Here is a 25,671-nt window from a genome sequence, read left to right as displayed (position 1 = left end):
GACGAAAATACCGGGGAGAAAGGCTTCAATCGAAAGCTGACGCTTGCGGGCGCAAAGTCCGCACCCTATAGCAGCCCCTTGAGATGACCGACGCTTCGTCCCTGCCACTCTACCCTCACCGCCATCTTCTGGGCATCAGCGACCTTTCGCCCGCCGACATCGAGCTTTTGCTCGACCGGGCGGATCGCGCGGTCGCGATCTCCAGGCAATCCGAGAAAAAGACCTCGACGCTGCGCGGCCGCACCCAGATCAACCTCTTCTACGAGGCCTCGACCCGGACGCAGTCGTCGTTCGAACTGGCCGGAAAACGGTTGGGTGCCGATGTCATGAACATGTCGGTGGCAAGCTCCTCGGTGAAGAAGGGCGAGACGCTCATCGACACAGCGATGACGCTGAACGCCATGCGGCCCGATATATTGATCATCCGCCACCAGTCGGCAGGCGCCGCTGCCCTTCTGGCGCAGAAGGTCGGCTGCTCGGTGGTCAATGCCGGCGACGGTGCGCATGAGCATCCGACACAGGCGCTGCTCGACGCGCTGACCATCCGCCGCGCCAAGGGTCCGCTGTCGAAGCTGATCGTGGCGATCTGCGGCGACATCCTGCATTCGCGCGTGGCGCGCTCCAACATCATGCTGTTCAACGCGCTCGGCGCGCAGGTGCGGGTCGTCGCGCCTTCGACGTTGCTGCCTTCCGGCATCGACAAGATGGGCGTCATCGTCACCCGCTCCATGGCGGAAGGCTTGAAGGATGCCGACGTGGTGATGATGCTGCGCTTGCAGCGCGAACGGATGGAAGGCGCCTTCGTGCCTTCGGTGCGCGAATATTTCCGCTATTTCGGCCTCGACGCCGAAAAGCTGAAGGCGGCCAAGGACGATGCGCTGGTCATGCATCCCGGGCCGATGAACCGCGGCGTCGAAATCGCCTCGGAAATCGCCGACGGCCCGCAAAGCGTCATCCAGGAACAGGTGGAGATGGGCGTCGCCGTGCGCATGGCGGTGATGGAAGCGCTGCTCGATCCCCGCCGCAATCAAGAGGGTCGCAATCAAGAGGGCCGCGGCGCATGACCACGACCGTCTTTGAACGCGCACGCATCGTCGACCCCTCGCGCGGCATCGACGAGATCGGCTCCGTCATCGTCGATGGCCGCAGGATCGCCGCCGCCGGCAAGGCGGCGCTGAACCAGGGCATCCCCGAGGGCGCTACCGTTGTCGACTGCGCTGGCAAGACGATCATTCCAGGCCTTATCGACGGCCGCGTCTTCATCGGCGAGCCGGGCGGCGAGCATCGCGAAACCATCGCTTCGGCAAGCCTCGCCGCGGCGGCCGGCGGCGTCACCTCCGTCGTCATGATGCCCGACACCGACCCGGTGATCGACAATGTTGCGCTGGTCGAGTTCGTGCTGCGCACAGCCAAGGACACGGCCGTCGTCAACATCTTTCCGGCGGCGGCGATCACCAAAGGCCTCGATGGCCGCGAGATGACCGAATTCGGCCTGTTGCGCGAGGCCGGCGCCGTCGCTTTCACCGACGGCCGCCACACCATATCGAGCGCGCTGGTGATGCGCCGCGCGCTGACTTATGCGCGCGATTTCGGGGCCACCGTCGTGCATGAGACGCAGGATGCCGACCTCGCTTCGGCCGGCGTGATGAACGAGGGCCTCTACGCGAGCTGGCTTGGCCTTTCCGGCATACCGCGTGAAGCCGAGTCCATTCCGCTCGAGCGCGATCTTGCCCTGGCGCGCCTGACGCGCGGTTCCTACCACGCGGCGAAGATCTCGACAGCGATGGCAGCGGCAGCCGTGACCCGGGCGAAGGCCGATGGCGCCGATGTGACGTCGGGCGTGTCGATCCACAATCTGTCGCTCAATGAAAACGACGTCGGCGAATACCGCACCTTCTTCCGCCTGACGCCGCCGTTGCGCGCCGAGGAAGACCGGCTGGCGATGATCGAGGCGGTCAGGGACGGCACGATCGACATCATCGTCTCCTCGCACGATCCGCAGGATGTCGACACCAAGCGCCTGCCCTTCGCCGACGCTGCGGCCGGCGCCATCGGGCTGGAGACATTGCTCGGCGCGGCCTTGCGGCTCTACCACAATGGCGACGTGCCATTGCCGCGGCTGATCGAGACGCTCTCCACCGCGCCGGCAAGGCTGTTCGGGTTGTCCGGCGGCACGCTGAAGCCGGGCGCAATGGCCGATCTCGTGCTGGTCGACCTCGACGAGCCGTGGATCGTCAGCGAGGGCGGCATTCGTTCGCGCTCGAAAAACACCTGTTTCGAAGGCGCGCGCCTGCAGGGCAAGGTCTTGCAAACGCTGGTCGCGGGCCGCACAGTGTTCTCGATCTGAGCCAGCCGCGGCGCATCGCGCCGGCCTGGCCGACCAAGAGAACTTGCGGGGGAAACAATGACTTACGATCCAATCTTGGCGTTGGTGTTCGGCTATCTCTTGGGTTCGATCCCCTTCGGCCTGTTGCTGACACGCGCCGCCGGCCTCGGCGACGTACGCAAGATCGGGTCGGGCAATATCGGCGCTACCAATGTCCTGCGCACAGGCAACAAGGGACTTGCCGCCGCGACATTGCTGCTCGATGCGCTGAAAGGCACGGCCGCCGTGCTGATAGCAGCCCACTTCGCGCCTGAAACCGCGGTCTGGGCTGGTTTCGGCGCCTTTCTCGGCCATCTCTTCCCAGCCTGGCTGGGTTTCAAGGGCGGCAAGGGTGTCGCTACCTATCTGGGCGTGCTGATCGGCCTTGCCTGGCAGGTGGCGTTGATCTTCGCCGTCGTCTGGCTGGTGATGGCTTTGCTGCTCCGCTTCTCCTCGCTTGCCGCATTGACGGCGGCCGTCGTCGTGCCGATTGCGCTTTATGTCCTGAGCACGCCGCAGGTTGCGCTGCTGTTCGTCGTGATGAGCATCATCGTCTTCATCAAGCACCGGGAGAACATTTCGCGCCTGCTTGCCGGAACCGAGGGCAAGATCGGAGCCAAGGGGTGAGCGAGCACGCCACCGCGGTGAGCGGGCCGGCCGCCGGGCCGCGCCTCAGCGACCGGCAGCGGCTGAGCTGGCTGCGGCTGATTCGCACCCAGAACGTTGGCCCTGCCTCCTTCCGCGACCTGATCAACCGCTTCGGTTCGGCCGAGGTCGCGCTGGAAGTGCTGCCGGAACTGATGATTTCGGGCGGCGCCAATCGGATCGCCCGCATTCCTTCGATTGCCGAAGCAGAAGCCGAGATGGAGGCAGCCCGGCGGGCCGGTGCCCGCTTCGTCGGCATTGGCGAAGCAGACTATCCGCCGCTGCTGCGCGGCATGGACCACCCGCCGCCGCTGCTGGCGGTCAGGGGCAATGCCAGCGTGTTCCGGCTGCCGGGGATCGCCATCGTCGGCGCCCGCAACGCATCGCTCGCCGGCATCAAGATGGCACGCATGCTGGCTGCCGATCTTGGCCGCGACGGCTATGCGATCGTCTCCGGCCTGGCGCGCGGCATCGACACCGCGGCGCACCAAGGCAGTCTTGTGACCGGCACGATCGGTGTCCTGGCGGGAGGCCTCGACCTGCCCTACCCGCCAGAAAATGCCGGCCTGTGCGACGAAATCGCCGAGCGTGGAGCCGTCATCTCGGAAATGCCGTTCGGCTGGCAGCCGCGCGCCCAGGATTTCCCGCGCCGCAACCGCCTTGTCGCGGGTGCTGCTCTCGGGCTGGCGGTGATCGAGGCGGCGCAGCGCTCGGGTTCCTTGATCAGCGCTAGGCTTGCCGGCGAGATGGGGCGGCTGGTTTTCGCGGTGCCCGGGTCGCCACTTGACCCTCGCGCGGCCGGCACCAACGGCCTGCTCAAGGACGGCGCCACGCTGGTCACCGAGGCGTCGGACATTTCCAGGGCGATCGCGCCGCTGACCGGCATGCGGGCGCCCGAGATGCCGCCGTTCGAAGACCCGCCCGACTTTTCGGTCACACCGCCACCCGGCGAGAGCGACCGTTCCAAGGTGATCCAGGCTCTGGGACCGACTCCGGTTCCGGTCGACGAGATCATCCGCCATACCGGCCTGCATCCGGCCCAGGTTTTCATGGTGTTGCTGGAACTCGATCTCGCCGGTCGGCTCGAGCGTCATGCCGGCGGCAATGTTTCACTGCTCTTCGAGAACTAACCAACCGTCAGTGGCGATTGGTTTCTTTCTCCAGGGGTTCCGCATAGTCCTGCGTGTTGGCGCCAAAGAGATCCTTTTCGACGATGCCGCGCCAGACCATGTCGGCATCCTCCGGACGCGACGGATCGAAGCCTGGCTCGCTCTCTTGCACGTTCCGGCGCGAGCGCCGGCGTAGCCAGCTGGGCATGATCTCGCGGATGAGGCTGGTGAATTGGGTCATTGCCGGCTCCTCCGATTTTCATGTCGCGACCAGACCGGCCGATTTCTCCGCATTGCTGTGGTTCGCGGCATCGAGCCAGACCAGCGCCTCCTCGACACCGGCTAGCGCATGGCGCGCGGCGGTCGGTCCGCGTGGTTTGATGCGCACCGAGACGCCGTCGATTTCATTGACGACTTCGAAGCCGTTTTCATCTGAAGTGTCGTCGCCAAGGAATACCGGGCGCCGTCCGCTGAAAGCCGGCTCTTCCATGAAGCGCCTTATAGCCGCTCCCTTCGCCGCCTCCAGCGGCATCAGTTCGACCCCGGCATTGCCGGCAAGCACCCTATATCCCGCTGGCAGCCTGCCCAGCGCCTGTTGGACCAGCTGTGTCGCGCGCTGCAGCAAATGCGGCGCCGCGCGCGTGTGAATGGCCAGGATCGGCCCCTTGCGCTCGATATAGACATCAGCATTGTCCAGTTCAGCCTCGATTTCCTGGGCAAGTGCGGCAATGTCGGCCGGCTCGCCGGCCGCCTCGACCGGGCCGTCACGCGCCAGCCTGTGTTCGAGGCCATAGAGACCGGCGGCGCGCAATCTGAGCGGCCGGAAGAGATTGTCGACGGCGGCGATCGATCGACCCGTGATAAACGCCAACGCTCCATCCAATCGGGCTTCGAGGCTTGCCAGCAGCGCGCGTAGCTCATCGCCGACAACCACCGCATCGGGATGCGCGGCATGTTCGAGAAGCGTGCCGTCGATATCCAGGAACAGGGCCCATGGCCCTTGCGGAAGAGCCGGTGCCGGCAGGTTTGGCGATACCGGCATCACAGCGCCGCCGCCCGTTTGCGATCGAGCAACGATATCACGTTGCCAGGCGCGGCGGGAGCCGTGCCGACGGCACGATCGACCGCAACGCGCTTGCGCAGGCGCGCGGCATCGAGCAGCATGCTGCCCGCCCATCGATAGACATTGTTGTCGCGAACGATCTCGCGCATGCGCTGCATGCGTTGGCGCTGCTCCTCCTGCGACATGGTCAGGGCCTGCAGCAAGGCGTCGCCCATCGTCGCCGCGTCATAGGGGTTGACGATCAGCGCCTCGAGCAGCTCCTTGGAAGCGCCGGCGAACATGCTGAGCAGCAGGACACCCTGTTCGTCGTCGCGCGCCGCGACAAACTCCTTGGCGACCAGGTTCATGCCGTCATGCAGGCTTGTGACCATGCAGACATCGGCGGCGCGGTAGATCTCGTAGACCTGCTCCTGCGAGTGATGTTCCGTCACCATAAGGATAGGTTTGTAGCCTTCGCGGCCATAACGCTGGTTGAGATCCTCGGCATGGCGCAGGCACTCATCGTACAATTGCTGATAGGCGGGCAAGGTGCCGCGGCTGGGCGCGGCGATCTGCAGCAACGCCACCTTGCCGATCCATTCCGGATGAAGCTTCAGGAGCTCATCGAGTGCGTCGAAGCGATCGAGGATGCCCTTGGTGTAGTCGAGACGTTCAACGCCCACGCACAGCCTGACATTGTCGGCCAGGCCGAATCTCTCGCGAATGCGCCGGCGGCATTGCGCCACGTCAGGCAGTTTGCCCAGTTGGGCCGGCGGCCATTCGATCGAAATCGGATACGCATGAACGAGGCTGATCTCGCCGCCATAGGAGATGGCCGAATCCTCGCGCTCGATCCTGCTTTCCAGGAAACGGTCGACGCTCTCGATGAAGTTGTTGCAATGAAACTGGGTATGAAAGCCGACAATCGAGCTGCCGAGCAGGCCCTCGAGAATCTTCTCGCGCCACGGGCAGATGCTGAACACCTCCGAATTCGGCCATGGGATGTGCCAGAAGGTGATGATGGTGGCTTCCGGAAGGCGCTCCCGGATCATCCGCGGCAGCAACGCGAAATGGTAGTCCTGGACCAGCACGATCGGTTGCTCGTTGCGGGCTTCCGCCACGACGGTGTCGGCGAATTTACGGTTGACCGCCTCGTAGGTCTCCCAATCGGAGGTGCGGAATATCGGCCGGGTGAAGGCAATATGGCACAACGGCCAGAGGCCTTCATTGGCAAAGCCGAGATAATAACCCTGCTGTTCTTCTTCGCTCAGCCAGACACGCCGCAACGTGTAGGAAGGATTTTCGGGCGGCACCTCCACCCGGTCATTTTCGTCGACCACCAGCGCATCGGCCGAACCGCCTCCATAGGCGATCCACGTGCCCGCGCAGGCGCGGGTGATCGGTTCCAGGGCGGAGACGAGGCCGCTGGCGGGCACGACCAGCTGGACGTCGTCGCCCTTTCGGTTGTGGATATACGGCTCACGATTTGAAACCACGATCACCTGGGCGTCCGGAAGTTCCTTTGCCAAAATGTGGCGTAGCGTTTCCGGCGACCATTGGACGAGCGAAGCGGTCGCGGACTGCCCGTTCTTCTCGAATTCCGGTAACAGGCTGCCAGCGGGCTCGGTTTCCCCGGCGTGGATGCCACTCCGGCGTGCCCGCAGAACCATCGTCGCGATGATGAGGATCGACATACTGACAACTGCAAACCCAAGGAGCCACAATACGGACGAAGGAATGACCAGGTACGAACTGCTGTCAGGCATTGAAATCGACTTACCTTTCAATGAGATAGTGCAACGGGCCGGTTGTCCCGGCAACCCCGCGTGATGGTCAAACGCTCACCGAGCGCGATGGTTCCGATTTTTCAGCTCCTGACCACGAGCGGCACGAGCCCCTCATGGCGATCGGCCAGAAAGGCGCCGACCCGGTCGCCGACCCGTTGAAATGTGAGGTCGACAGCAGCACCCGCCACCGCCAGATGGCGGACCACCAGATTGTCGATGCCGATCGGCAGGCGCGGTCTCGTCACCTGAATTTCGCCGGTCCAGCCGTCGATCTGAAGACCCAGGCACGCCTGCATGAGCATGAAGGCGGAGCCGGCCGACCAGGCCTGCGGTAAGCAGGCAACCGGATAGGCGATGGGCGCTTCGCCCGGTGCGCGGGTGAAGCCGCAGAACAGTTCGGGCAGGCGCATGTTGAAATGAACAGCGGATTCGAACGTTCCGCTCATCAGCCGCACCACATTGTCCCTGATGCCGTACCGCGCCAGTCCGGCAGCGCAGATCGCGGTGTCGTGCGGCCAGATGGAACCGTTGTGGTAGGACATCGGATTGAAGAAGATGGCGTCGTCCGCCAGCGTCCGCAGCCCCCAGCCGGAGGAGAATGAGGCCGACAGCAACTGGTCGGCGACGATGCGCGCGCGATCCGGGTCGGGAAGGCCGACATAAAGCAGATGGCCGGCATTGGAGGTGCGCACCTTGCAGGGTTCACCGTCGCCGTCCAGGGCGAGCGCGTAGTAACCGAGTTCTTCGATCCAGAACTGGTTTTCGACCCGTTGGCGGATTTCCTCGGCGCGCTTCTCCCAGGCTTCGGCCTTTTCGGTTTCATCCCGCAGCCGAGCCAGTTTCGCCAATCCCTGGAACGCTGCAAAGACGTAGCCTTGCACCTCGACCAATGCGATCGGGCCTTTCGGAATGCGGCCGTCGGCATGAAAAACCGAATCGAAACTGTCCTTCCATCCCTGGTTGGCAAGACCCGATTCCGCCGCGCGCCGATAGGTGACAAACCCCGTCGGCTGGCTCGCCGTCTCGATCCATTCGGCGGCGGCACACAGTGACGGCCACAAGGCGTCGACTGACTCCATATCGCCGGTGCGGTCGGCATAGGCGCATGCGAGATGGACATAGAGCGGGGTCGTGTCGACTCCCCCATAGTAACGGCCGAACGGCAGTTCGCTGAGCGCCGTCATCTCGCCCTTGCGCGTCTCATGCATGATCTTACCGGGCTGGGAGTCGCTGAAGGGCGAGGTTTCGGTTGCCTGGTGCTGTGCCAGAAAGCCGAGCACGCCCCGCGCCAGGCCGGGATTGAGCCAGAGCATTTGCAGGGCCGAGATCACCCCGTCCCTGCCGAAGGCCGTCGAGAACCACGGGATGCCGGCGTAGGGATAGGGACCTGTCGCCAGTTCCGTGGTCAGCAGCGCCACGTCGGCGCGCGCCCGCTCGATCCAGTCGTTGAACACCCGGCCCGAGCTGTGCAGCGTTGCACCGTGGCGGCGCTTGGCCCGCATGCCGAAGCGCGCGCGAGCGGCGGCCGCACGAAATCGTTCGCGTTCCGGAGCATCCGCAATCTCGGTGCCGACCTCGACATAGAGCGTCTTGCGGCTGCGCTTGGTGACGGCGATGAAGAAATCCGCCTGCTCCGAGGTCAATTCGTCCGGAACTTGCGAAAACGAGATCGCCGACGTGCGCTCCACCTTGTCCAGGCCCTCGTAGCGAAGCATCACCGTGTTCTTGCCGATTTCGGCTGTGCGCGCGGTGCCGCGTTTGGGCCGCGTCGAGCCGCGCACTTCGAACATGTCGCGGAAATCCGCGGCAAAGCGCAGCGAAAGCCGGAGGCTCGAATGTTCCTGGCTGTAGTTGGAAAGCGTCAGGCGTTCGTACAGCCGGTCCTGCCAAATCAGCCTGACGCGCTCGATGTGGATCGCGCCTTGCGGAATGGGGCGGCCGCCGATGCTCTCGATCGGCAGGTTGGTCAGATTGGTGGTGAACAGCACGTTGTCCTGGCTGAGCGATGCGCCGAGCAAGGACGTCGACCGCCCGCCGACGGTCAGCCGGAATTCAGAAAGCACACGCGTGTCGTCGCGGAAAAAGCCGTCGCCGACACCGCGTATGTCGCCATAGGCATCGGCGACGGCGAAGGAGTCGCCATGCTTGAGGGCGAAAAGCCGATGCGGTTCCCTTGGCGCGGTCTCGTCCAGGGATGCCAGCGCTATTGCCGGATCAAGCTTGCGCTCGTCGAGTTGGGTGATGGTCAAGAAGATTGTCCCGTGCTGGTTTTTCGAGCGGGTGAAGCGCTCTATGAGGCCCTGATTTCCTCATGGCTGCCCTCGTGGCTGCCAGTCAGCCGGGAGTATGCCGCGATATAGTCGCCTGCCATCCTGTCGGCTGAAAACCGCTTTTCGAAGACCCCCCTTATTCGTCGCCTGTCGAGTTGCAGGAGAGCCGGCATCGTGGCGACGGCATCTTCGATGGTCTCGACGACGAAACCGGTCACGCCGTGATCGACGATCTCGGGCATGGCGCCGCAGCTCCACGCCATGACCGGTGTTCCGCAAGCCATGGCCTCGACCACGGCAAGGCCGAACGGCTCCGGCCAGTCAATGGGGAACAGCAAGGCGGCGGCGTTGCCGAGAAACCGGCTCTTCTGGTCCTCGCTGATCTCGCCGACATATTCGACCCGGTCGCCATCGATCATCGGCTGGACGACTTCCTCGAAATAGGCGCGATCGCCATCACCGATCTTGGCCGCGAGCTTGAGTTTCAGGCCGGTGCGGCGGGCAATCTCGATCGCCCGGTCCGGCCGTTTGTCGCGTGACATCCTGCCGAGGAAGGCAAGATAGACGCCATCCGAACCCGCCTCGAAGTCAGGCTCATAGAGCTTGAGCGGCAGTCCATGGTGGATCGTCGCCAGCCAGTTCGCCGATGCGAACCGCGCCCGCTGGCTGCGGGATATCGAAATCATTGGAAACCGCGGGAACTGGTCATAGGCTTGTGCGAGGTCCGCGTAATCCAGCCTGCCATGCGGCGTCGTCACCGTGCGTTGCGGCATATCGCGAAAAAACGGGAAATGCAGAAAGTGGCTGAGATGGAAATGGATGACGTCAAAATCGTCGGCCCGTTTCCTCACCTCGTCGAGCATCGACAGATGCGCCGCGATCTCCGATTTCAACGGACGGGGGTCGAGACGAAGCGCCCTTTCGCGGCACGGCACCAGCCTGGCGGAGGTCTTCGCATCGCCGCTGGCGAACAATGTCACGTCGTGGCCAAGCTCGACGAGCGCTTCGGTAAGGTAGGAGATGATGCGCTCGGTGCCGCCATAGAGTCTCGGCGGCACGGATTCGTAAAGCGGCGCAACATGGGCAATCTTCATGGCCCGGCGTTCCCTCAAATCGGATCGACATAGCGAAAATGCTTGAGCCGCGGGATCGTTCCCCGAATCAAGGGGCGCCAGCAGGGAATGGGCGCGCCAGGGTGCGACGATTGATCTTCGCCCTGCCCGCTCTACATTCGGTACCCTTGTCTCCTGCATGTCGCGGTCACGACAGCACAAGGAGGTTGCGTTGCAGCGATCCGACGATATTGCCGCCCGACGCGTGGCAATGATCATTGAGCAATATGTCGAGGCGAGGAAGCGGCGCTTCGGCTACGTTTCGACGGACCAGGCCTCCAGGGCGGTCCATCGTGTCCTGAAACCCGGGATTTCGGCGCACGAACTCGACGATATGGTCGCCGCCCTTGCTGTCAAGAACGGACTGGCGGTGGTTTTCGACCGCGGCGCCAGAGGATCGGTCGGCGGCACCGAAGCCGACCTGGACCGAAAGGATCAGGCCATGCGCGCACCAGCAGAGACCACGGATGTCGCCGGCGCGGTGGATGCCATTCTGGGCAGCCACCGAGAGGATGCCTCGTTGTCGATGAAGGCAGCGATCGCCCTATTGCGCGAGCGCACCGGCACAAAGCGATCCGACGCCGACCTGGAGGGCCTGCTGGCAAAGAAAGCCACGGTTCTCGGCGTGCATTTCTCGCGGGATAACTGAGCGGCAACTGATAGGGTACTTGGGCCGCTTCGGCAGGAAGCATTCATTTACGCTGAGGTAGCGTGTCCGATGGTTCCGGATGTACCTTGAGGCAATGGTGAGCGCGATGGGATTCGAACCCATGACCTACTGATTAAAAGTCCGTCACGCGTTAAGCAGAATCAAGTAGTTATATCAGTTACTTAAGCTAATTTTGTCTTTTCTCGCACGATTACAACACAGGGTGGCTATTGACAGTCTAGGAAAAAAGACTCATTTTCGCGATGCCTCGTCAATAGCGAGGTCCGGGTTGGAAGCCGGTTCTGGAGCGCCCCGAACGCGCTCATAGCGCGTTTTTTTATGGTCGGGCACATTGGGAGGCCGTGAGGCCTGCCGTTCTCCAGACGGTCTTCCAACCCGGTGTGTCCGGCCGCCAGTTTGGAAGCTGGCGTTCAACTCTGGAGAACATAGATGTCGAACGTAATTCCGATGCCTTTACAGAACATCGATATGCAAATCAGCGAAGCGGCGGCTTTGGCTGAAACCCTCATTGCACTGGGCGAAAACATGGAAGACGCGGAGTATCTGCGCATGCGGGCGTCCAGCATGGCGCTGCTTTACATTCTGACCGATCGATTGAAGTCGGCGGACCGCAGCATCCCTGGTCTTTACCGTCGAGGGTGACCGAATGGCAAAATCACCACATCCGAATGTCGTCTGGCGCTGCGGCCGGCCGCGCTTCTCGCCAGGCCCGGAATTGAGGGCAACCGGGCACAAGGGCCGCGATCTCCGTCATGAGGATGGGCGATGGTACAGTTTCGGTGAAGCGGTTGACTGGTCGCGCACCTTTGCGGCCAGCCTGCCGCCGGCAGCGCCGCCCCCAGAAGCCGAGCTACATCCGGCAACAAAGGGGTTCGTTTATTTTCTGGGCATCCGCGACCGCGTTAAGATCGGGTTTTCGAGCAAGCCGGGCGCGCGGTTGCTGACTCTGCAGACTTCGACAGCAGACCCTGTGAAATTCTTCTTGGTAGTGCCCGGCACGCGCTATGATGAACGGCGGTTGCACTTGGAGCTTGAGGCGCATCGCTCATCTGGCGAGTGGTTCAGAAACTCGCTGTCGGTCATACGGGTGATGCAGCGGCATTTGGCCTCGCACATCGAGCGGCTGGACTTCCAAAAATAATTCAGCCGCGGCTCACGACGACGCCGGCCGGATGGTTGTCAGCACCTGGTCGAGCCGCCGGTTAATCTCGCGGGTGCCTTCCCGGTTCTCGTCGCGCAGATCCTTGACGCTGGTTTCCATGCGCGCCATGTGGCCGTCGAGGTCGACCCGGCGCACATATTCGTCGCGCACGCGGTTGATGCGCTCGTGCAGCGCATCGTCGCCCTTCTGGATCTTGTCGCCGGTGCTGCGGTGCGAAGCGACGATCGCGCCGATAATCGCGACAATGGTGCCGGCAATCCCGATCAATGCTGCAATGTCGCTGCCAGTCATGGTTTCCAGCATCCCTGCGCGGCGCCGTAGCGCCTGGTGGAAACGATCCAGCGCGCCAAAGGTTCTTCCTCGGCCGCCAGGCGCGCCGGGCTATTGGCCTTTGGCGGCGGTGTCCAGCCCGCGCAGTTGCTCGCACTCGTCGCGCAACCCGCCAAGCTCAAGGCACAGAGCAACCCGGCCAAGACTGTTCGTTTCATTGTCGATCCCCGTCCGTTTCTCATAGGCCGCCACCGTGTCCTGCAGCTGTTCGACGCGGCCGGCCGTGCGGCCGCTGGAATAGGCGAAGGCGTAGAGCCCGCCCAACAGCGAGCCGGCAAGGAGAAGCGCCCCCAGCGCCTTCCCTGCCGGCGACAGCGCTACTTTGAGCAGCGCCGCGATCATCCGCCGATTTCCGTGCGCAGGTCGCGCACCGCCTGGGCGAGCTGGGCGCGGCGCGTGATGCCGTAGACGGCGAAGGCCACGATCACCGCGACGATCGCCAGCTGCACCCGCCAGTCGAAATTGCCGAAGGCGGCGAGCGGTGCGCCCAGCGCGGTCAGCAGCCAGGTCCAGAAGGTCTTGGTCTTCGTCACCGGCTTGTGCAGCTCGCCGGGATCCACGACGACGGGCTTTTCCACCACCACGGGCGGGGCCACAGGAGCGGGTTTGTCCGCCGGCGTGGGCTCGGGAGCCGCCGGAGCCGGCTCCTGCGCGCTGGCGGGCTTGCCTGCGGCCTGCAGGAGCCAAGGCGGGAGGATCTGGGAACTGCCGTCGGCATGCTGCCAGGCATCGAGCGCCACGGCCGCCCACTGGTTGCGGCTGGCATAGTGCTTCACGCCGGCGGCCTCATAGGCCAGCTCGAAGGCCTTGACCTTGCCGGTGAGCCCCTTGGCGGCGATCAGCCTGGTGATCGCGGCGCGGTACGGCCCTTTCAGCTCGGAGAACAGGAAACCGTAATTCGCCTGGTCGGCGACGGGACCGAGGCCGGCGCGCTTGCAATAGGCTTCGAAGTTGCGCCGGCGCGGGCCGGTCCACTGCGCCCAGCCGAAGCCGCCGCGCGAGTTGGAAACGGTCGGCTTGATCTCCTGCATGGCGGTGAAGCCGGCGCTTTCATGGCCGAGATTGCCAAGGATAGCGGCGGTGTCTTCCAGCTGCAGCTGAAAATCGCGCATCAGCAGCGCCATGATCCACGGCGCCTTCGAACGAAACAAATCCTGTGCCTTGCCTTTTGCCATGCCGAAACCTCCTATGGTTGCCGGCAGGCTAAGGCTTCGGCGGAATCGTCAATTGGGAGGCGAGGCCACGTTCTTGTTTCGGGCCAGCGCATACATTGCGGCGAACAACACTTCAAAAGCCGGCGTCAAGACGACGATTTCTTCAAGGCCCCACGCCATCATCATCATCAGCCCAACGAAAACGCCGGTCCACAGCGAAGAACTCCGTGACGCTATCCATACCTCGCGCAGGACGATGAATGCATACCCGCAATAGGCGACGAGACCGACGAGACCAAAATTCACAGCGGCCCACAACAAACAATTGTGCGGGTTCCAAGTGATGCTATTGCCCATCTCAACCAGCAGGACAGAGCGCGGCGAGCCGATGACCGGGTGGAGGGCAAAAGCATTGATGCCAGACTGCCAGTACTCTAGCCGGGCGAGTAGCGACGCCGACCCTGGCAACGGCGGCAGCTCCTGTCTCAACAGGTAAAGCCCAGCCAGTCCGACGCCTATGAGGATCGCCGCTCCAATCGCCGCCTTTGTCGGCTCTATCCTCTTGCGCAATAGGTAAATGACGACCACCAGGCCTAGAACGATGATCCCAAATCTGGATAACGTGACCAGCGTCAACGCCCCGAAAGCAACTGCTGCCGCTGGATGCCGGGAAAATAGCGAAATGGCGACAAGAAAGACCAGAAAGACTGCGATGTAGTTTGACACACCAAGGGCGTTTCTCGCCCTGTTTTTCAGGTCATAGAAAGCCTGATCTCCGGGCGAGGCATCGGGCACGAAAGCTTCCCGGCCGGCCGGCGCTACGGTGTGCGCCGGCCGGCCGGCATCGGCTTCATCTTCGGTCGGCACCGGGAGAGACTTTTGTCGTTCGGCGTAAGCATTCTCCACCTCCGTAGCGTTCTGACCCGGCAAAAGGAACATGCCCTTTGGTACAAACAGGATCATTCCGAGCATGACTACTGAAGTCACCGCACCACCAGCGATCATTGCGCGAGATGAGGAACGCTCTCCAATGCCTCGATTCCGAAGCGCTACGATAGTCATCCCGGCGAAGACGACAGGAAGCCATACCGCTAGGTCTGACTTCCATTTGAAGGCGGGGTTCCCATGGTTCAACACAAACTGACAGGCGATAATCGCCCCGATCACCAGCAGGGGAACCGCAGCGATTGGCAGTCGAAGGCTGATTTGTGAACGGTCAATAAAAAACAAAGGCAGCATTAAGATGCTAATGGGCAGCGTGATCTTTACCAACCATACGCTTCCAATGAAAATGGCCGCGATGAATAAGAAAGTCAGCCAATCCCGGCGCAGGCCTATGCCGCCAACGTCAACACTCATGTCTAAGCACCCCGCCTCTTCACCTCACATATACAAGGATAAGGAGCGGGGTAAACTATTTTCGAGTTGGGCCAGAACTACGGTTCCGGAAACTAGTTGATAAGTCCGTGGGCACGAAGCGCGTCTTCAAGCGCCTTGACGCGCTGCGAAGCATTGCGCGCCGCGTCATCTAGAGCTTGGATTGTGGCCTGCACATAAGCGGCGGTATGTGCCTGCCCCGCATAAGCAGCGAACGCGCCCTTCAGCGCCGTGCCTGTACCTGCAGTCCAGCCAGTATCGCGAGCGCCGACGACCTTGTTGGCCCCCACATTGAACTGCGAGGCCACCACGATACCGCTAAACGTCAACGTTCCAGCCGAATGCGTGACCGTATAGTTGCCGTTGCCGAGGTTCCAGACGAACCCGGTTGCCCCGAACAAATCGGACCATTGGTTTGTTGCGTTGCCAAGCGCGCCGCCGTCGTTTGCAGCGGGCGAGATCGTGCCTGTGAACGTGCCGCCCGTAGTGAAGTTGAACGTCGCACCGTAGGTCATGCCTACAACGAGGGCACCGGCCAGCATGCGTGCGATGTTGAACTGCCCGTCTTCCGTTCCCGACACCGGGTCGAGGACGGTCATCGTAATGTAGCCGAGATTGGTTTTCACCCCGACCGAATTATTCATATACCAGAGGAAGCCGCCGATCCCGTCATTGACCGCCGCCCCGCCGGCCTTGTTGCGGTAGATTTCGCGATACGGGCCGTTGCCGGTCCCGGCGTTTGTGCTTTCCGCGATGTCGACTGACGTGAATTGCGCTGTCGTTGTGAATAGCAACGGCTGCCTAAACACACCGGGGGTATTGCCCGCGCCGAAGGTCCCGGTTCCCGCGTCCGTGATGATCGGCGTGGCGTCGAACTTGTTGTCTTCCTTGATGTACGTGTTCGTCACGCCGCCACCGATTTGAATATGGCCGGTATTGCCAATCGCGATCAGGCGGTTGCCTTCGATGATGCTCGCATCGCCGGAAGTGTTGAGCCGGATCGAATACGCTGCCGCCGTCTGGCCGAGGCCGGCCATGACCGCCGTAAGAGGCTGGATTGTGTTGCGCTCGATGCGCGTATTCGGGCATCCCTGTGTGTAGAGCAGAGCGCCGGTCGTACCGGTGTAGCTGCCAAGGTAAGACGGCGTTTCCATCCAATTGCGGTCGATATGCGCAGCCGACACATTGAGGAGGTACACGCATTCCGCGCGTGTCGTGATGTTGTTGTCGGCAATGACGAGCTGTTGCGCGCCCCCCTTCACGCCGTTGATCTGGATGCCGATATTGTTCCCGTTGACAGTGTTTTCGAGGATGTGAACGCTGTCACCAATGTCCTTGAACAAAGAGCCATTGTCGAACCAATTGCGCCGGAACGTGCACGAGAAAATTCCAACCGTTGAGCCCGTGCTATCGAACGACACACCGCCAGCCGGCCCCGAGGCTTTGACGCCCTGAACGATGAAATTCGACATATACTCGTTGCCGGTCGCCGCATATTCGATGCCGTAGTGTCCGGCTTCCGTCGTCTGCAAAGTGAGGTTTTTCCAGCCCCACCAAGTGTTGTCGGTCGCGATCCCCGCACTCGGCACAATTGACAGCGCCGCGCCCGCACTTGTCACGATCTTCGACTTGTCGGCGTGGATGCCCCAAAACTGAATTGCCGCCGTTTGAACAACAGCGCCGTCAGTCAGGTAGGTATCGCGGACCATCAAGCCGCCAACGTACGCTTGGGCAACGTTGATAGCGCATTGTATGGCCGCTCGATTTGCGGCACGCGTTGCCGTAGTTGACGCGCCAAAATGCTCGACCTTCAGGATCTCGAAATCGCGGACCCAGGCGCCGACATTGGACGCCACGCTATCCGCTTTCAGATAGACGCCTTCCGACGTGTCCATTGCGATTTGCGCGGAGTAGTCGCCCAAGCGCCATATGAAATTGCCAACGCGACCGGCTTCAGTGAGCAGCACCGACATGCCGACCTGTGGCGTCAGCGCCTTGATCAGCGCTCGCGTTGACAGCGAGCCGTTGAGCTTAAGGACAAACCATGCTTCGGCATAGGTCGCCAGCGCCAGGACGGTTGTCATCAGCGCCGAAACGGTGGCCAATCCGAACGACAGAAGCGACTTGTTTTCCAGCCTTGTGCCGCTGGGGTCCCACCCGAGCACCTTACCTGCCTCGGCCGCCGGCAGATCGGTTGCCCCGGTATAGTCGGGCTGGAAGCTTGCGGCCCGGTCGATATCGCGCCGCACCTCGCTTTCGACGCTGGCCTGTTTCGACAGCTCCTTTTCCAGCTCGGCCGCCGTCAGCGTGCCGGCCTTGGTCACCGCCACCGAACGTTCGGCCACGCGACGCGCCTGGTGGTACCAGCTGGTCGACGCCAGCACGACGGCGTCGAACGTCACCGTGAAATAATCATAAGCGCTGGCCGGGTTGACCTTGGCGATGGTGCAGTGCGCCGTCACGTCGGTGTAGACGGTTGCGCCAACCAGCTTCGAAAACACCTTCACGTCGGCGGTGTCGAAGATCTTGTACAGCGACGGGCCGTACGGCCCGACAGTGCCGTTGCCGACCGCAACGGCCGATTCGCGCGTCTCGCGCGGCAGGGGATAAGGGGTAACGGCCATGGGCAGTCCTCGCTATGAGAGGCTGCAGCATGGCCCGCGCACGCGCGCGTCAAATGGGCGTGCTATCTGCCCGGCGTGTATTGGCCCGGCTTGACGAAATACGGCGTGCCCGCTTTCTTCGCCAGGCCGATGCGCGACTTGAAGCTCTTGTCGGCCGCCGGGTCGAACGCCCACTGCAGATTGTCGAGCACCAGGCGGTTGAAGACGCCGCGCGTCAGCCAGTGCGAGGCAACGAAGGGCGTGTAGCGCGCCATGTAGCGCACCAGCTTGCGGCCCGGCTGCGCCTTTTCCATAAAGGTTTTCTCCCGGCCGTGGCTCTGCTCGCTGCGCGTTGCCGCCAGCAACGTGCCGGCGGTCAGCCCCAGCGTATCGCTGATGAAGGCCGGCACCGGGCCGACCAGGGCTTCGGTCGTGGTCTGGCCGAAGCGGTTTTCGCTGGCTTTCAGGAAATCGCCGAACAGGCCGAAGCCGCCGCCCTGCAGGCCGGCGCGGAACCAGAACGACGGGTTGCGATCCGGCCGCATGTCTTCCGCGTGCTTGCCGTCGAGCAGGCTCTTGATCTGCATGTACATCGCGCCGCCCAGCGTCAGCGGCACGGCCATGGCAGCGAAATAGGCGAGGCCAGAGCGCCTGCCCTGACCGCCGCCGCGTTGCGCGGCCATTTCGCCCAGCGCCTCGAGCTGCAGCGCCGTGAACGACAGGCCGAAACTCTTGTACTGCAGGAAATAGTCCAGCAGCTCGCCGCCCAGCGTGCCGCGCTCCACCTTGCCGGTGATCAGCGAACGTGCGTTCGGCGTGCCGGCCGGCACCGATCGCTCCGACCAGCTGGTGATGACTTCCGAAAGCTTCTCGGCCGCCGCGCGGTGCGCCAGCGCCTTGGCCTCGGCCATGTGCGCGGCCGACTGCAGCGCGCCGCCCGCCATGTCGAGATAGGTGACCGGGCCGCCATTCAACTCGATCTGGCGTTGCGTGACGAAGCCGGCCGGGTCGACCGCCTGGCGCCAGATTTCCCAATGGTCGAGCGCGACGCCGAAACCTTCCAGCGCCGTGCGGAAGCGCGGGTCGAGCTGGGCGAACGTCTGGTCCGAAACCTTGGCGATATGCCGCTGCCAGTCGCGCGCCTCGACCAGCTTGCGGCCGACGGTCAGCGGCTGCAGCCCCGACCAAGTCGTGCCGCGATCGGCGACCCAGCGTGACCACTCGGCACCGACCGCCGGGCCGGCGAAACGCAGTTCGTCATTCATCACATGCAGGTAGTCTTCCCAGATGATGCCGGACCTGTAAGCATCGTGCCTGGTCTGCTTGCTGATTTGCGCGATCATCTTGCCGATCGTCGCCGTCACCGGCAGGCCGGCAAGCTTGCGCGAGGCGCGGGCCACGAATGGATCGGTGCCGGCGGCAAGGAACACGGTGCTGCCAAGCTGGGTGCCGGTCAGCACGTTCTTCAGGCTGGACGAGAAATTCGCCAGACCGCTCGCCACCTCCGGCCGGCCGCGCAGATTTTGCCAAAGGCTGTCAATACGATAATCGGCAATCTTCGCCTGGCTGTGCTTGAACAGTTTGGCCTCGGCCGCGAGGTTCGGCAGGCCGGCTTCCTTCTTGCCGATCTCGTGGCCGACCACCTGTTTCAGATACTCGACCATGCCGGCCGGGTTCGGCCCGAGGATTTCCATCGACGCGATATCGCGCGCCATGCCGTTGACGTGGTTGAAGATCGCCTGCACGACATCGCCGCGGCCGAATTGCCTGTTGTAATCGGCCCAGCTCGCCGCATCCTTGAACACCAGGAACCGTTCCTCCTGGCGCTGGGTGGCGATCGAGCCGAGCCCACGTCGCACCGCCTGCGGCGTCATGTCGGCCCTGCCCTGGCTGACGATGGTGGAATAGACATGATCAAGCGCGGCATTGAGCCCCGCCGCGCCGACAGGCTGGCCGGTCAACGGGTTGACGATCCGGGCCGGGTCGAGCGCCGGGGCGATCGCCGCCTTCCACGCCGCGCGGCCGGCGAGTTTCACCTTGAGCCGGTCATGGCTGTGCGGCAGACCGAAATTCTCCAACTTGCCGATCGCGCCGCCGGCGGCGTTGAAGCGTTGGCGCAAATCCTCGAAAACCTGACTGACGGCGCGGCCGAGCTGCTTGGCCGTCGCGTCGCCGGAAGCCTCGCCGTGCAATTCCTTCACCAGGTCGCCTTCGAGCGCGCGGTTGGCGCGGCGGCCGAGCAGGCCCTTGCGCTCGAAGGAAATCATCACTTCATCAAGGTTCTTCTGCGCGCCGGCGATGATCGCTTCGGTGCGGCCGCGCACGCTCGATGCGCCGCGAAAACCGTAATGCGACAAGAGCGCCATGGCGCCTTCATAGACGTTGGCATTGCCGGCGCGGTCGCGATAGCCCTGCAGATAGCCCTTGATGCCGATGCGACGCGCCTCGGTGAGATCGGCCCGCCGGCGCTTCTCGCGCGCCTCGGCCTGCAGCTGGGCTCCGAGGTCGCTACGCGCCTTGGCCTTGGCCGCATCCTCGCTCATGCCATTTCGGTATTGCGCGAATTTGCTGTCGAACTCATCCGACAGATAGGTCGCCTCTTCCTTGGTGATGGCGTTCTGCTCGACGGCGGAAACCAGGCAGTCTTTCAGGCCCATGGCTCAATCCTTACAGCTGCCAATGAGGTCACCGAAAAACTCGGTCCTGTCGGCGTCGGCGGTCATCGTCTCATAGGTCGCATGCAGCACGGTGCCGTCCGCGTTCTTGGCCGCCGGCATGGCGTCCCAGATGTCGAGCTGCTTGCGCGATTCCAGATCGAACAGCCCGCCCTCCGGCAAGGCCTTGTCGCCGCCCTTGAGCGGCTTCGCCCCTTGCGCTTCGAGTTTTTCCTTGGTGGAAACGGGCTTGACGCCTTCGAGCAAGGTCTGCTCGCCTGCGGCTGTCTTTTCGGTTGAGGGTGTGCGGGCTTCCTGCAGTGCCACGGCGGCATTGTCGGCCGCCTCGGGCGTGGCTGGCTCCGGCGTGTCGCCGAGCTGCCTTAGGCCTTGCGGCTCTTCATCTGCGCCAGCACGCGGTAATTGTTGGCCATCCGGCGCAGCTGCGCCGCGTCCTCTGGGTTGGCCGCCTTGGCGTGTTTCTCCAACCGGTACGCCAGCGCCAGCGCCTGCGCCGGCGTCTTGCCGGTCGACACTGTCGAAGAATGGGATGTCTGTGGCATCGGGTGCTTCCTCTCCGCGCTCCGAAAGCGCGTCGGCATAATTCCTATAATCCTCATCAAGCGCGCGCTCAAGCGCCATCACGGGGTCGGTTTCATCGTCCACAAGGGCGGCCGCCCTGGTCAGCACGGCGTCGTCAATCCTGTGATCGATGCCGAGCGCGTCAATGGCGCCGTCAACTTCCTCGACCACACGGCGGAACGCCTGCTGTCGCATCTGGCCGGCCTGGTGCTCCTGCCAGTCGAACACGCGTCCGCCATCATGGCGCGGCGAAAACACCGGCTGGCCGTCGCGTTCGCGCTCGATCGCGCGCAAGAGATCGTCGGGCGTCGAGCGCGCCACCGCCGTTTGCGGGTCGCCATAGAGATCATCGAAATAGCCGGCCTCGGCCGCCGCCTCGCGCGCATAGTCCAGGCTCTTGCCGGTCTTGCGCACCAGGGCGCCGCCGCCGGGCACGAATTTGCGCGACAGGCCCATGGAGGTCAGCGCGCCGCTTTCGTCCTTGATGCCGCCGACCGACTTGCTGGCGAGGAACTGTGTCAGCGTCACCGGGCGCGCCGGCGCCGGGCCGACCGGAAATTGCGACTGCACGATGCGGTCGACGGCCTCGCCGCGCGCCTGGCGGTCGACCGGCGTCGGCAGCGCATTGTCCGGCGCATCGGCCTCGCGCAGCGCCCTCGCCTGCAGCTGCTCGGCCTGCACCGGGTCGAGACCTTCCGGCACCGGGCCGAACGCTTCGGCGTCCAGATGCGGCTGCTCGGCCGCCAGTTCGGCCGCGCGGGCGCTGTCGGCGTCGAGCTTGACGCCGGCGGCGTCGGCAATGGTCTTGATGTCGCCGGGCTCTGGCGTGCCCGCTGCGGCCCGCTGCAGGGCTTCTTCGGGCGCCGGCTTGCCCAGCAGCCGGAACACCGTCCTGCCGCCTTCCATGAGGCCGCCCAGCGCGCCGCCGAAAAGCGCGGCCATGCCTACCTGTTCGAGCGAGCCGCCGACAGAGTGTTCCAACCCCGCGCGCGCCTTCCAGTCGTAACTGGCCGCCTGCACGCCGGCCTCGATGCCGCCATTGACGGCGGCTTCCGACAGCACGGTTTCGAGCAGCCGCCAGCCAAACGCCCGCGCCGGCGAGGCAATGCCGCCGCCGGCGAACAGCGTCGCCACCTGCAGGGGGTCGCGCATGGCGCCGGCGAAGCCGCCGCCGAACGAATTGGCAAGCTTCGAGCCGCGCCCCAGGCCAACATCCTGCGCGCGCGCCTGCGCTGTTCCGGCCGCCTTTTCCGCGTCTCGCGCGATGCCATAGGCGTCATCAATGATCGGCCGATCGGCGGCGATGACGGTTGCAAACTCCGGCCGCTCGCGCGCCAGAGCCGACGCCTTGTCCTGCCAGGCTTTTTCGGAAGCGGCGATATCGTCACGCACCGACGATTCCGGCAGGCCGCCGGCGCCCGGCTCGGGCTTCAGCCGGAAGATGTCGAACGACTTCATGGGATTGTCAAACTGCACGCCGGTGGCGTCGAAGATCGCCTTGTTGCGCCGGTCATAGGCCTCGGCGCGCGCGTTCTGCTCGGCGTTGGCGTTTTCCTTGTAAAGCTGCAGGTCGCGCGAGGTGTCCCACAGATCCTGCGCCGCCTGCCGCTCTTCGTTCTCATGCGCGGTCACATCCGCGAAATTGGGCGCGAATGTGGGATTGTCGCCGAACTTGGCTTTGTAGAGGAACATCAGCGAAAAGCTCCCGGCACGCGCGGCGCCAGACGATCGCGCAGCGCCACGACATCGAGCACGAACGGCTTGCCGTCGCTGCCCATGATCCATTGCGGATCATCACCGCCGGGATCTCCGACCGCGAATGCAAAGCCGCCATTGACCGCTACCGGCCGGCCGGAACGCAAGGTCGCCGCCAGTCCGTCGGGAACGCGCCGGCCGGCGCCGCGCGTGGCATGGAAGCCGATGCCGGCCTTCGGCGTGACGCTTAGCGTGGCAAGGTCATCGTCGGTGACTGCGGCAAGCACATCATCGAAGCGGTCGGCGCGGATATCGTTCGGCACCCAGACCTTGGCGCCTGATGTAAACCAGCCGCCGCCGGTGTCGGTGAAGCCGCCATATTGCACGCCGCGATCGTAGACGGCGCCGGCCGCTTCCTGCACCGCCTGGTCATGCACGGCAATCGCTTCGTCCGATGTCGGGTCGAGCCCTTCCTCGCTGATGCGCTTGCGCGCGATCGACGCGGCGGCGCGGCCGATCTGCAGCGCGTCTTCCGGCTGCGCTGCCAGCGCCGAACCGATGACATTGGAAAAGCTCGCCTGGGCGGCGTCGGGTTTCAGGCCCTTCATGGGCTTGCCGGCGGCATCCTTGCCGTAGCCGGCAATCACATCCTCGGCCGCGCGCTGCGAGCCGTTCGACGCGATGATGGCGCCGGCCTCGGCGATCATCGGCGCATCCTTGCCGAATTCGGACAGCACCGGCGCAACCGCATTGCCGGCGCCGGCGACGATCGCGCCCGCCATGGCGGCGCCCTTGGACGGGTCGGCGCGGATGGTCTTGGCCATCGCCAGCGCTTCGCCGGCCTTGAGATAGCGCGGCGTCACGCCAAGTTCCTTTGCCGCGTCCTCGGCCGATTGCGCCCGCTGCGCCACGATCGCCGCCATGTCGTCGGGCGTCTCGGCCTCCGTCAACGCCGGCGTCGCCGGCACGATGCCCTGCTTTTCGGCGTAGCTCACGCTGTCCGTGGTGATGGCCTTGCGTTTTTCGGCCAGCATCTTTTCGGCGAAAGCCAGCGTGCGCCCCTGCGCGGCGGTGGCATCCTGGCCATACTGCTTGCGCAAGCCGGCGACATGGGCCACCGCCTGCGGCAGGCTCATGTCGTTGATGGCGCGCGCGGCGGAAATCTTGGAGAACGTCTCCTGCATGATGGCTTTGCCGCCCGGCGTCGCCGACGTGTCCAGCATCATCTGCGACAGCTCGGCCGGGTCGATCTCAAGGCCTTGCTGCAGCCGCAACGCCATCGAATCGCCGCGCTTGCGGAAATCGGTTTCTTGCCGCGCCGTCTGGCTGCGCTTCTGCTTTTCGAGCTTTTGGAGGCCGGTCGACAGTGTCGACCAAGCGTCGCCGTCCAGCCCTGCAATGCCGCCATCGGCAAAGTCGGCTGTCATTTCCTTGTGCATCGCGGCAACGCCATCGGCGTCCAGCGCCTCGGCCTGCTTGCCGTAATAAGCGAGCGCCGAATTGCGGCGGCTGATGATCTTGGCCTTGGCGGCGTCGTCAGGGTCGAGGATGCCCCGCCGCACGGCGTCGTCATAGTGATCGTCAATCGCCGCCTGGTCGGCCGCCACCGCATCGGCGGCATCGCCGCTGCCGGGGTCGAAGGCGGCCAGCCGCTTCTGCTGGTTGGTTTCCAGCTCATTGGTGCGCTCGACGAAGGCGGCGCGGTCCTGCGCCTCGGCCTTGCGCGCCATGTTCTCGCGCGCCTGCCCCATGTAGCGGCCGGCCAGCTGGTCGAAACCAACTTCATAGTCGGCCTCGATCTCGGGGAAGACATGGTCTTTCTTCAGCGCGCCTTTCAGATCGCCAAGCGCCTGCTGCAGCTTTGCCGGATCGTCGCGGTACTTGGCGAAAACCTGCTCGGTTGTCGATCGCATTTCCGAATCGAGGAACTGCACATAGGTCTTGCCGCCGGCCTCATCATAGGCACGGCCGCGAATGGTGTCGGTGCCGGTCGGGCGGAAGGTGCCGCCGCCGATCGTCAGTTTCGGCGGCCGGGCGCCGGCGCCATACTCCTGCGCCTGGTCCTCGTGCAGCTGCTTGGCGTAGGCGGTCGCATTGTCGGCATTGTCGAATTTGCCGAGGAACTGCCCCTTCTCGCCCCAATACTTGATTGCTTCGTCGTTGGACAGGATCTTGCCCTCGTTCGAAACAGTCGGAATGAGAACTTCCTGTCCAGCATCATTCTCGTACGAGATCGAGCGCACGGTGCTGATGGAACCGTCATCGTTCTTCACCACAGGGCGGTTGTGCAGGTCGATGTTTCCGGCAGTCACCAGGCCTTTCGGCTTGATGCTGGCCGTGGTGTCAGGCGCGGCGCCAGCCGCCACCGCCGTACCGTAGACGGATCTTGCAGCTGCCAAGCGGTGTTTCCAGCCTAGCGCGGCGGTGGGGTTGTCCGGCGTCCAGCCTTGCGGCCGCTCGAAGCCAACCGCGGCGGCCGTCGCTTCCTCGATCGAGCGGGCGGCGGCAAGCCTGCGGCCGACCGGCTTTTCCGTGGTGTTGAGCTCGTGCATGGCGAAATCGAGCTGGGTGTAGAAATCGCCGACCGGCTTGCCCTTGGCGGCGGCGAAGGCATGCAACGCCTTGGCGCGGCGGCCGTTCCACTGGCCAATGCCGATCGAATGCGAGCCGTCCGCGCCGTCATTGCGGTTGATGGCGGCGGTGTTGAAGTTGCTCTCGGCCGAAAACTGGCCAAGCAGGCCGGAGGCGAATTCGTTCGACACGCCATAGGTCTTGATCAGATAGGCCTTGCCGTCCGCCGCCTTGGCTGACGGCATGCCACCGCCGGGAGCGCTGGCGCCGGTGTCGCCGACCGGCGACAGGCCATCGCTGCCGGGGTCATAGTCCGCTGTCGGCCGTCCCGCCAGCGCCGCCTGCTCGCCGGCGGCCGCGCCCTGCCGCTCCGCCTGGCGATCGGCGATCTGCCCGGCCTGGCTGGCCAGCCGGAACAGGCCCTGGCTGGCGCGTTCCAATATGCTGCCGCCGGGACGCTCGACCGCAAGCAGGCCATCGGCCAGCACGGGTTCGGCGCGGAACGGCCGGTAGGAGACGGGCTCGCGTTGACGGTTTGCCATG

General features: G+C 64.0%; 20 protein-coding genes. 7 read left to right on the top strand and 13 right to left on the bottom strand.

The genetic code is table 11. The annotated features are described in order from the left end of the window. Positions 1-83 precede the first annotated feature (83 nt). From FJ978_RS00780 to dprA, 4 genes are read left to right on the top strand one after another with little or no spacing between them, the layout of a single operon-like run. Positions 84-1,064 (top strand): aspartate carbamoyltransferase catalytic subunit, encoded by a 981-nt coding sequence (locus tag FJ978_RS00780; RefSeq protein ID WP_140569452.1) that lies wholly within the window; start codon positions 84-86, stop codon positions 1,062-1,064. Next, the gene (locus FJ978_RS00775; protein WP_140569450.1) at positions 1,061-2,347 is read left to right on the top strand and encodes a dihydroorotase; all 1,287 of its coding nucleotides are present in this window, start codon (positions 1,061-1,063) and stop codon (positions 2,345-2,347) included. Before FJ978_RS00780 ends, FJ978_RS00775 begins: the two co-directional genes overlap by 4 nt. A gap of 57 nt (positions 2,348-2,404) precedes the next feature. Next, positions 2,405-2,992 (top strand): glycerol-3-phosphate 1-O-acyltransferase PlsY, encoded by a 588-nt coding sequence (gene plsY, locus FJ978_RS00770; protein WP_140569448.1) that lies wholly within the window; start codon positions 2,405-2,407, stop codon positions 2,990-2,992. A gap of 17 nt (positions 2,993-3,009) precedes the next feature. Then, positions 3,010-4,140 carry a DNA-processing protein DprA gene (dprA, locus tag FJ978_RS00765; protein WP_140569878.1) on the top strand — a complete coding sequence of 377 codons (1,131 nt, stop codon included), beginning with the start codon at positions 3,010-3,012 and terminating at the stop codon, positions 4,138-4,140. A gap of 7 nt (positions 4,141-4,147) precedes the next feature. Here the strand turns inward: dprA and FJ978_RS00760 are convergent, their stop codons facing one another. The 5 genes from FJ978_RS00760 to FJ978_RS00740 all read right to left on the bottom strand — a co-directional run bounded on the left by FJ978_RS00760 (position 4,148) and on the right by FJ978_RS00740 (position 10,312). Continuing rightward, positions 4,148-4,360 carry a hypothetical protein gene (locus tag FJ978_RS00760; RefSeq protein WP_140569447.1) on the bottom strand — a complete coding sequence of 71 codons (213 nt, stop codon included), beginning with the start codon at positions 4,358-4,360 and terminating at the stop codon, positions 4,148-4,150. An 18-nt stretch (positions 4,361-4,378) separates the two neighbouring features. Then, positions 4,379-5,161, bottom strand: a complete 783-nt coding sequence (otsB, locus tag FJ978_RS00755; RefSeq protein ID WP_140569445.1) for a trehalose-phosphatase — start codon at positions 5,159-5,161, stop codon at positions 4,379-4,381. Continuing rightward, positions 5,161-6,927: a trehalose-6-phosphate synthase gene (locus tag FJ978_RS00750; protein ID WP_140569443.1), complete on the bottom strand. Its 1,767-nt coding sequence runs from the start codon at positions 6,925-6,927 to the stop codon at positions 5,161-5,163. The genes otsB and FJ978_RS00750 overlap by 1 nt, the downstream gene beginning before the upstream one ends. A gap of 101 nt (positions 6,928-7,028) precedes the next feature. After that, positions 7,029-9,191: an amylo-alpha-1,6-glucosidase gene (locus FJ978_RS00745; protein WP_140569875.1), complete on the bottom strand. Its 2,163-nt coding sequence runs from the start codon at positions 9,189-9,191 to the stop codon at positions 7,029-7,031. Between the two features lie 47 nt (positions 9,192-9,238). Then, positions 9,239-10,312 (bottom strand): glycosyltransferase family 4 protein, encoded by a 1,074-nt coding sequence (locus FJ978_RS00740; protein WP_140569442.1) that lies wholly within the window; start codon positions 10,310-10,312, stop codon positions 9,239-9,241. A gap of 190 nt (positions 10,313-10,502) precedes the next feature. Between FJ978_RS00740 and FJ978_RS00735 the strand changes: the two genes are divergently transcribed. From FJ978_RS00735 to FJ978_RS00725, 3 genes are all read left to right on the top strand, one after another. Beyond that, positions 10,503-10,979, top strand: coding sequence for a hypothetical protein (locus tag FJ978_RS00735; RefSeq protein WP_140569440.1), 477 nt, complete (start codon positions 10,503-10,505; stop codon positions 10,977-10,979). 450 nt (positions 10,980-11,429) lie between these two features. Continuing rightward, the gene (locus FJ978_RS00730) at positions 11,430-11,642 is read left to right on the top strand and encodes a hypothetical protein (protein WP_140569438.1); all 213 of its coding nucleotides are present in this window, start codon (positions 11,430-11,432) and stop codon (positions 11,640-11,642) included. A 4-nt stretch (positions 11,643-11,646) separates the two neighbouring features. Continuing rightward, on the top strand, positions 11,647-12,141 hold the full coding sequence (locus FJ978_RS00725) for a GIY-YIG nuclease family protein (protein WP_140569437.1): 495 nt from the start codon (positions 11,647-11,649) through the stop codon (positions 12,139-12,141). Positions 12,142-12,153: 12 nt separating this feature from the next. On the opposite strand, the gene FJ978_RS00720 is transcribed toward FJ978_RS00725, so the two are convergent. From FJ978_RS00720 to FJ978_RS00685, 8 genes are all read right to left on the bottom strand, one after another. Next, positions 12,154-12,453 (bottom strand): hypothetical protein, encoded by a 300-nt coding sequence (locus FJ978_RS00720; RefSeq protein ID WP_140569435.1) that lies wholly within the window; start codon positions 12,451-12,453, stop codon positions 12,154-12,156. Positions 12,454-12,543: 90 nt separating this feature from the next. After that, a complete protein-coding gene (locus FJ978_RS00715) occupies positions 12,544-12,834 on the bottom strand; it encodes a hypothetical protein (protein WP_140569433.1) in 291 nt (96 codons plus the stop codon). Continuing rightward, the gene (locus FJ978_RS33025) at positions 12,831-13,667 is read right to left on the bottom strand and encodes a phage tail tip lysozyme (RefSeq protein ID WP_140569432.1); all 837 of its coding nucleotides are present in this window, start codon (positions 13,665-13,667) and stop codon (positions 12,831-12,833) included. The genes FJ978_RS00715 and FJ978_RS33025 overlap by 4 nt, the downstream gene beginning before the upstream one ends. 48 nt (positions 13,668-13,715) lie before the next feature. After that, positions 13,716-15,005 carry an O-antigen ligase family protein gene (locus tag FJ978_RS00705; RefSeq protein WP_140569430.1) on the bottom strand — a complete coding sequence of 430 codons (1,290 nt, stop codon included), beginning with the start codon at positions 15,003-15,005 and terminating at the stop codon, positions 13,716-13,718. A gap of 92 nt (positions 15,006-15,097) precedes the next feature. Further along, entirely contained in the window at positions 15,098-17,647 is a 2,550-nt protein-coding gene (locus tag FJ978_RS00700; protein WP_140569429.1) for a hypothetical protein, read from the bottom strand. A 62-nt stretch (positions 17,648-17,709) separates the two neighbouring features. Continuing rightward, positions 17,710-20,283 carry a hypothetical protein gene (locus FJ978_RS00695; RefSeq protein WP_140569427.1) on the bottom strand — a complete coding sequence of 858 codons (2,574 nt, stop codon included), beginning with the start codon at positions 20,281-20,283 and terminating at the stop codon, positions 17,710-17,712. A gap of 3 nt (positions 20,284-20,286) precedes the next feature. Continuing rightward, positions 20,287-22,554, bottom strand: a complete 2,268-nt coding sequence (locus FJ978_RS00690; RefSeq protein ID WP_140569426.1) for a hypothetical protein — start codon at positions 22,552-22,554, stop codon at positions 20,287-20,289. After that, positions 22,554-25,670, bottom strand: a complete 3,117-nt coding sequence (locus tag FJ978_RS00685) for a phage tail tip lysozyme (protein ID WP_140569424.1) — start codon at positions 25,668-25,670, stop codon at positions 22,554-22,556. Before FJ978_RS00685 ends, FJ978_RS00690 begins: the two co-directional genes overlap by 1 nt. Position 25,671: the final 1 nt, after the last annotated feature.

Source organism: Mesorhizobium sp. B1-1-7 (genome assembly GCF_006442705.1).
Classification (GTDB): Bacteria; Pseudomonadota; Alphaproteobacteria; order Rhizobiales; family Rhizobiaceae; genus Mesorhizobium; species Mesorhizobium opportunistum.
This window is presented reverse-complemented; position numbering and strand designations above follow the sequence as displayed.